The 7139-nt window shown below is 43.5% G+C and carries 7 protein-coding genes; 4 read left to right on the forward strand and 3 right to left on the reverse strand.

Annotated elements, in window-relative coordinates; all coding sequences use genetic code 11:
- Positions 1–166: 166 nt before the first annotated feature.
- Entirely contained in the window at positions 167–1357 is a 1191-nt protein-coding gene (kbl, locus tag BLS65_RS12125; RefSeq protein WP_092439361.1) for a glycine C-acetyltransferase, read from the reverse strand.
- Positions 1358–1730: 373 nt separating this feature from the next.
- Here kbl and BLS65_RS12130 point away from each other — a divergent pair, with 373 nt between their 5' ends.
- Positions 1731–2462 (forward strand): hypothetical protein, encoded by a 732-nt coding sequence (locus BLS65_RS12130; RefSeq protein WP_125869857.1) that lies wholly within the window; start codon positions 1731–1733, stop codon positions 2460–2462.
- Positions 2463–2514: 52 nt separating this feature from the next.
- On the opposite strand, the gene BLS65_RS12135 is transcribed toward BLS65_RS12130, so the two are convergent.
- Positions 2515–3399: a CPBP family intramembrane glutamic endopeptidase gene (locus BLS65_RS12135; protein WP_092439365.1), complete on the reverse strand. Its 885-nt coding sequence runs from the start codon at positions 3397–3399 to the stop codon at positions 2515–2517.
- Between the two features lie 108 nt (positions 3400–3507).
- On the opposite strand from BLS65_RS12135, the gene dusB reads away from it, so the two are divergent.
- The 3 genes from dusB (at position 3508) to BLS65_RS12150 (ending at position 6851) form a co-directional block, all read left to right on the forward strand.
- Positions 3508–4536 carry a tRNA dihydrouridine synthase DusB gene (gene dusB, locus BLS65_RS12140; protein WP_092439368.1) on the forward strand — a complete coding sequence of 343 codons (1029 nt, stop codon included), beginning with the start codon at positions 3508–3510 and terminating at the stop codon, positions 4534–4536.
- A gap of 5 nt (positions 4537–4541) precedes the next feature.
- The gene (locus tag BLS65_RS12145; RefSeq protein ID WP_092439371.1) at positions 4542–5441 is read left to right on the forward strand and encodes an EamA family transporter; all 900 of its coding nucleotides are present in this window, start codon (positions 4542–4544) and stop codon (positions 5439–5441) included.
- Positions 5442–5528: 87 nt separating this feature from the next.
- On the forward strand, positions 5529–6851 hold the full coding sequence (locus tag BLS65_RS12150; RefSeq protein ID WP_092439373.1) for a DUF5686 family protein: 1323 nt from the start codon (positions 5529–5531) through the stop codon (positions 6849–6851).
- On the opposite strand, the gene BLS65_RS12155 is transcribed toward BLS65_RS12150, so the two are convergent.
- Positions 6821–7139: IS30 family transposase (locus tag BLS65_RS12155; protein WP_125869826.1), on the reverse strand; the 319-nt coding region annotated here is incomplete at its 5' end. The two genes, BLS65_RS12150 and BLS65_RS12155, sit on opposite strands and share 31 nt — an antisense overlap.

Raw genomic sequence — 7139 nt, forward strand, 5'->3', positions numbered from 1 at the left:
TTAATATACCTTTGTGTCTTTCAAACTGTTTATCTTTCTGTGTCGATGATTTAATCTGATGGTAATGTAGACGCAGTTGCAATACTTTTTACATTATTGCCTGTACAAAACTTAAAAACGGAAGGGATCCAATTGGATCCCCTGTAATATTTAGGCGGTGAAGGCGTTATTTTATTACGCCTAGTTTTTTGCCAACCTTAGTAAAGGCAGCAATGCATTTATCTAGGTGTTCCATTTCATGAGCTGCTGAAACTTGAACGCGGATACGTGCCTGCCCTTTTGGAACAACAGGGAAGTAGAACCCAATAACGTAGATACCTTCTTTAAGCAGTTCCGCAGCCATGTCCTGCGAGAGTTTTGCGTCGTAGAGCATTACAGCCACAATAGCGCTTTGGGTTGGTTTACAGTCGAATCCAGCCGCTATCATTTTCTCTGCAAAATATTTTGTATTTCTTACTAGCTTGTCGTGAAGTACATTGCTTTCCTCTAGCACGTTAAATGTTTCGATGCTTGCGCCAACAATAGACGGTGGAACCGAGTTGGAGAAAAGATAAGGGCGAGAGCGCTGGCGAAGAAGGTCAATAATTTCTTTTTTCCCAGTTGTGAAACCGCCACAACCACCGCCAAATGCTTTTCCTAAGGTTCCTGTGATGATGTCGATTTTACCGTGTAGCTTAAACTGCTCGGTTACGCCCCTTCCGGTAGGCCCTACAACGCCGGCTGAGTGGCTTTCGTCCACCATAATCATGGCGTTATACTTTTCTGCTAATGCGTAGATTTTGTCGAGCGGGCACACGTTGCCGTCCATGGAGAAAACACCATCGGTAACGATCAAGCGGAAGCGCTGGGCCTGTGCCAGTTTAAGTTGCTCTTCCAGATCTTCCATGTTGGCGTTGGAATAGCGATACCTTACTGCTTTGCAAAGGCGCACTCCGTCGATGATGGAGGCGTGGTTAAGAGAATCGGATATTATGGCATCCTCCTCGCCGAGAAGTGGCTCAAAAACGCCACCGTTGGCATCGAAACAGGCTATGTATAGGATGGTGTCTTCTGTTCCGAAGTAGTGGGATATGCGTTTTTCCAACTCTTTGTGAGAATCTTGTGTTCCGCATATAAACCTTACCGAAGACATGCCAAATCCGTGGGTGTCGAGCGATTTTTTTGCTGCGGCCAGTAGGCGAGGATGGTCGGATAGCCCAAGGTAGTTGTTGGCGCAAAAGTTCAACACTTGTTGGCCTGTGTTTATTTTGATCTCGGCATTTTGAGGAGATACGATTACTCTTTCATTCTTATACAAACCAGCCTCTTCTATTTCTTTAAGCTGCTGTTGGAGATGATCTTTAAATTTACCGTACATAGCGAGTTGTCTTAGATGAACTGTTTCTCAAAATTAAGAATAATATCCTTCCGTGTTACAGTGCAAACGATTTCTTAATGAATAGACAAATTAACCGAATTAACTCGACAATCTTTTTGTAAGGGAATTTAAATTTTAGTGGTAAAATATGTTTGGCAGCAACTTTTAGGTCAAAAACACTGACTCCGTTCGTCAAAAAAAAATATTTTTTTTGACGAGTATGATTCCTGATCGCCCTGTAATTATTAGTTGTTTGGTGCAAGCGACTGTTTATCAATTGTTGGTAATGTGCGAACGGAGTTGTTTTATATCCTCCAATTGCTATATTCGCATGTCACCAATGTTCATTTTCCAAAGTGTAATACTTCTTGCTATGCCATATCGTCGACTACCAAACACAGACAGTTCCCGGTTAAAAGCGTTAAAAACTGCTTATCGTAAAGGGAAAGACCTTCCTCCCGTTAAACTTGCGTTTAGTCAAAGTACATCGCAGCGAGTTCAGTTGTTTATTAACAGTTTTGATATGGCCATGGATCGCTACAAAAAGGTTTATGAAATTCAGGTGAAGTATAACAAAGATTATACTTCCGTTACCAAGAAGGCTCGTCTTTACCTATCGCACTTTATTCAGGTTCTTAATATGGCGATTCAGCGGGGCGACCATAAAGTTGCTATCCGAGCATTCTATGGTTTAGAAGATTACAACAACCGTCTTCCTTCGTTAACTACCGACAGGGAATTGGTTGAGTGGGGTATTAAAATCATTACTGGAGAAACTCAGCGAACGTCCAAAGGGATGGCTCCTATTATGAATCCCAGTATTGCAATGGTGAAGGTGTGGTTTGAGAATTTCGAGGAGGCCTACAAACAGCAAAAGGTGTTTCAGCAAAATACAGCACGCGCACAAGCCGAGTTGGATGGTTTACGGAATACTGCCGATGATATTATTCTGAATATATGGAATGAGGTGGAGGCTACCTTTAAGGACTTATCCGACGATACGCGACGGGAGAAAGCCAAAGATTATGGCGTGGTATATATTTTTAGGAAAAACGAAATTCAGGGGTTGTCTCTACTCCATCGATCGATGCAAGGGATGCTATAGTATTTTCTTTTAAAAGAGAACGCCGAACCATTTGGTTCGGCATTTTTTGTGTTTAGGCGGGCTTCAGTCGGTTTTTTTCATCTTTATGGATAGTATACAGCACCAATCCCACGGCCAGCAATGAGATTAATATAGTCCAGGGCGAAACTAGATCGGCTTCGTATGTTTCCGGATTTTGGGTTATTGTTCCAGTTTTGTATAGATAGAATGCGAGTACAACCATGGAGTTGTTAATAAAATGCGCGAAAATTGGAACCCAAAGACTCTTGGAGAATAGGAATAGATAGCCAAATAGACCACCAAGAAAAAGGCGAGGAATAAAGCCTTGGAACTGGAAGTGAACAGCACTGAAAAGCGCGGCAGATAACCATATTGCCAGATGGTCATTTTTTGTCCAGTCGGAAAATATACGCTGAAATAATCCTCGAAACAGAAACTCCTCTGCAATTGCAGGGAGTACTGCTACCAAGAATAGGTTGAATACCAATCCGCCGATGGTTTTTACGCCCAAAAATGCTATTGTGAGTTTTTCCACTCGTGCCTCTGTTTCCAAAGCCCATTGTGGCATTGGAATTAACTCGTTTATATCGCTGAGCAAACGAATAACGGGAGAGATAGAAAGGGCAAGCAAAAGGGTGAGTAGAAATGTTTTTGCCATGGCCCCTCTATTTATTCCGAGGTAAGCGAGGGGAGTTGGTGAGAATACAAGGGCCAGAAGTATAGCCGGAAGTAAAAACATTACGATTGTTTGCACCATTTGGCTCACCTTCATTGCGGTAATCCCTTCGGGTGTGTTTATTGCGGAGCCGTCGAGAAGTGCTCCGAAACCAAGGAGGTCTGTCAAACCAACTACTAAAAACATTGAAAAAACAATGAAGATAATTGCAATGCTAAAGCGGGAGCCGTTGGATAGTGTAATAAATCGGTTACTAATCATTGGTTATTTTTTGTTGTAAAGTAAGCGGTTTTTTTCTTTAATCGAAGCATGATTTCCTGTCCTGATGGTTTGCTGTGAAATGGTATCTTTGTCAAAAAAATAGATTTTGTGAAGATAGATTCGCTCGATTTAGGCGAAAGGCCTGTAATTCTGGCTCCCATGGAAGATGTAACCGACCCCTCGTTTCGTTACATGTGCAAGCGTTTTGGGGCCGACATGATGTTTACCGAGTTTATTTCGTCGGATGGTTTAATCCGCGATGCCAAGAAATCGTTGGATAAACTTAATATTTCTGATGCCGAGAGGCCAATTGGGATTCAGATCTATGGGCACTTAATTGATGCGATGGTTGAGGCTGCACGCATGGCTGAAGAGGCCAATCCTAATGTGATTGATATAAACTTTGGCTGTCCGGTACGCAAGGTTGCAGCTCGCGGAGCAGGTTCGGGCATGATGCGTGAGCCCGACAAGCTTGTGGAGATGACGCGCCAAATTGTGAACGCGGTTAAATTGCCGGTAACCGTTAAGACTAGGTTGGGTTATGATGACGAGAGTAGGATAATTGTGGAACTGGCCGAGCGGTTGCAGGATGTGGGCGTAAAAGCGCTTACAATTCATGGAAGAACCCGTGCTCAAATGTATAAGGGCGAGGCAGATTGGTCTTTGATTGGTCAAGTGAAAAACAATCAGAGAATGCACATACCCATTATCGGCAATGGCGATATTGATGGACCTGTTAAGGCAAAGGAGATGTTCGATAGATATGGTGTGGATGGCATCATGATAGGCCGAGCAACCTATGGCCGACCATGGATTTTTAAGGAGGTGAAGCATTACCTTGCTTCGGGCGAAGTGTTGGAACAACCTTCAGTGATCGAGCGAGTCGATATTGCTAAGGAACACTTTCGGAAATCCATTGAAATTAAAGGCGATCGGGTTGGGGTATTCGAAATTCGGCGTCACTTCTCTTCCTACTTCAAAGGGCTTCCCGATTTTAAGGAGACGCGCTTTAAGCTGGTAACGGCTAACGATCCCATCGAAATATTCCAGTTGCTTGATTTCGTTGCCGAGCGATGGGGAAACTTTGAGGAGATTAAATCCATGATCTACCGTTCTCCTCTTAGTGGAAAGGAGTAGGCTAAATGAGGGGCATTAAGGGAGTTCTATACGCAGTAATTTCTTCGGCTACATTCGGGCTTATCCCTCTTTTTGCAAAAAATGCAACTAATTTGGGAGTGGGTATTGAGTCGGTGCTGTTCTACCGTTTTGCCATTTCAACGTTCATTTTTGGCTTGTATATGGTTATTCGAGGCCGATCGTTCCGAATAAAAGCCAAACAATTACTGCCATTGATCTTTTTCGGTGGATTGTGCTACGGAGGGACCTCTTTTTTTCTCTTACTTTCGTATGGCTACATACCTAGTGGAGTCGCTACTACAATTCACTTCCTTTACCCGGTTATGGTGGCCGGTATTATGATTACCTTCTTTCCAGAAAAACTCACCAGCGGGGTGGCTATAGCAATACTGCTATCGCTGTTTGGTGTGTTTCTTCTCTCAAGCGGTTTTGGTTCTGCGGGGATTGGGTTTGGGCTGGTATTTGCCATGATCACCGTGATTACCTACGCCATTTATATTGTAGGGCTAAAGCAATCGAGACTTAAAAATATCGATAGCCACACGCTTACTTTTTATGTACTTGCCATTTCAACCATTATACTCTTTCTCGTTGCCTTAGTAACAAATAGTATTGTCGTAGTTCCTAGTATCGCTGTTGCTGCGAATTTGCTTGGGTTGGCAGTAATTTCGACCATCGTTTCCAACTTCACCCTTATCTTGGCAGTTAAGGAAATTGGCTCTACGCCAACCGCTATTCTGGGAACCCTCGAACCGCTTACCGCCATTATGGTGGGATTGATTTGGTTTCACGAAAAACTCTCGGCCATGTCGCTCTTCGGCGCAGTTTTGGTAATTCTTTCGGTAGTGGTTATTGTAGTTGGAATGAAGACAAAGCAGCAAGGGCGGAAAGCTAAGGTGTCTTAATGAGTTCGTTGTACACAAAATAAGTTCTAACTTGTGTAACTTTTTCTACTACATGTTCGACTTACTAAGGTACAAAAACGGCTTCTTATGCGCTTTATCCTTTTCCTAACTTTCAGTTTATCCTTAATATACCACAATACTCAGGCTCAGAGTTTAAATGGAAAAATTGCTGAGCAGAATGGCACAGCGGTTCCCTACGCTACTGTTTATATTAAAGAAATTAAGTTGGGAACCACTTCCAACGAATTTGGTGTTTATGAAGTAAAGCTGGAGCCAGGTAACTACAGTGTTGTTTTTCAGAGCATAGGTTATGAAACGGTTGAGGAGATTGTGTCGGTAGGTCCATCGGCTACTCGACACAACGTCACCATGAAGGTAAAGCCTTACCAAATTGCAGCGGTTCGAATTACTCCGAATTCAGAAGACCCAGCATATGGCATTATGCGCAGGGCCATTGGAATGGCTCCGTTCTATCAAAATCAGGTGGCCGCATTTAAGGCGGAGGTTTACCTGAAGGGAAGCATGAAAATAAAGAAGTTCACTTGGATTGTGCGCAAAATGGCGGATAAGGATGAACTTCCTAAGGTGGGCGTTGTATATCTTAGCGAGTCTCTTAATAATGTGACCTTTACTGCGCCCGATAAGTTTAAGCAGGAAGTGAAATACCTTCGGTCGAATTTTCCCAACAGCGATAGCGACGATCCAATGGGTTTTATCAATGCCAGCTTTTACCAACCTAAGGTTGGGGAAATTATTCTACCGCTGGCTCCTTATGCCTTCAACCACTACAAGTTTACCTACGAGGGCTTCAACATGGAGGGCGATGTGGTGGTGAATAAGATAAAGGTAACCCCTCGCCGAAAGAGCAAGCAGCTGGTTGCCGGGTACCTCTACATTGCCGATAATTTTTGGAATCTACATGGCCTTGACCTCACGGTGGAAACGCTTTTTGGCACTGTTCGGATGCAGCAGAATTTTGGGGAGGTCGAGAAAAATGTTTGGCTTCCGGTAAGCCACTACTTTGAAATTGCGGGGAAGTTTATGGGCAATGAGGGCGATGTAAAATACACGGCGTCGGTTAAATATAAAGAGGTAGCAGAAAACAAATCCCTTAAGCCGCCTACCTCATTTCCAGAGGTAAATACCGCGATGGCAGAGGGAAAACGGGAGAAGAAATCAGAAAAAACAACGGTTGATCTTAAGCCAAAAGCTGCCGTTAAAGCAGAGAAGCGCCAGGCAAAGATGCAGGAGCTTATGGAGAAAGAAACCTTGACAAACAGGGAGATGTTTCAACTTTCGCAACTTATGGGTAAAGAGGTTAAGGCGAAGGATACTACTACGCAATCGCTGGAGATAAAAAGCCGCCATGAATGCAAGATTCAACTCACAAATGCAACTTGGGTTAACTGATTATATGTTAAGAGGGGAGAGATAAACCCTAGCCTTTTTCTAGGCCGACTGTTAAGAATATCTTCGACCCACTGAACCTGCTCTTGTGTTATCGTTTTAAAGTCCGTTTTCTTCGGGAAATACTGCCTTACCAAGCGGTTTGCATTCTCGTTAGCGCCGCGCTCCCAGCTGTGGTATGGCCGTGCAAAGTAAAAATTTATTTGCAACTTTTCGGCAATAACCTGATGTGCTGCAAACTCCTTTCCATTATCAGCGGTAATAGTGTGCATTTGGTGTGCCAACGGGGAT

Origin of the sequence: Williamwhitmania taraxaci (genome assembly GCF_900096565.1) — a bacterium.
In the GTDB taxonomy this organism is placed as follows: domain Bacteria; phylum Bacteroidota; class Bacteroidia; order Bacteroidales; family Williamwhitmaniaceae; genus Williamwhitmania; species Williamwhitmania taraxaci.